Annotated in this window: 1 pseudogene; it reads right to left on the bottom strand. The window is 55.2% G+C overall.

The features are described 5' to 3' along the window. A pseudogene (locus EOA24_RS42720) lies at positions 1–213 on the bottom strand (NAD(P)/FAD-dependent oxidoreductase); the annotation flags it as partial. Positions 214–395: the final 182 nt, after the last annotated feature.

The following is a 395-nucleotide window of genomic DNA, read 5'->3' as shown; positions in this document are numbered from 1 at the left end:
GGCATTGACTGGTCCTAAAGAAGTCTGAAGGACAAATTTGCCCTGTTCCTTGTCTAGCCGTTCAACGGAACCTTGGACTATTTGAGAACCATAATTGACTGCCTGCTGCTTGAGTCGTTTCAATAGGCTCTTGCCGCTTATGCCCTGTGGAAAGCCGGGACAATTGCGGGTCTTCGGAATTAGCTTCGCGCGCGCATCGCCTGTGTCGAACACGATGCAGGATCGCAGAAATCTTGCGAGATATACGGCTGCCGCAAGTCCGGCCGGCCCGCAACCAACTATTGCCACCTCGTACCATTTTCCAGCGGATCTGCGCATTTCTCCCAACGAGAAAGTGGAGCCGGCGTTCCAGCCGGGGGAGGTATCTGTCGCGACCGTCTCGGAGCTGGCGACAT

The organism is Mesorhizobium sp. M2A.F.Ca.ET.039.01.1.1 (assembly GCF_003998035.1).
Classification (GTDB): Bacteria; Pseudomonadota; Alphaproteobacteria; order Rhizobiales; family Rhizobiaceae; genus Mesorhizobium.
Note: the sequence above shows the minus strand (reverse complement) of the source record. Positions and strands in the feature narration are given on the sequence as shown.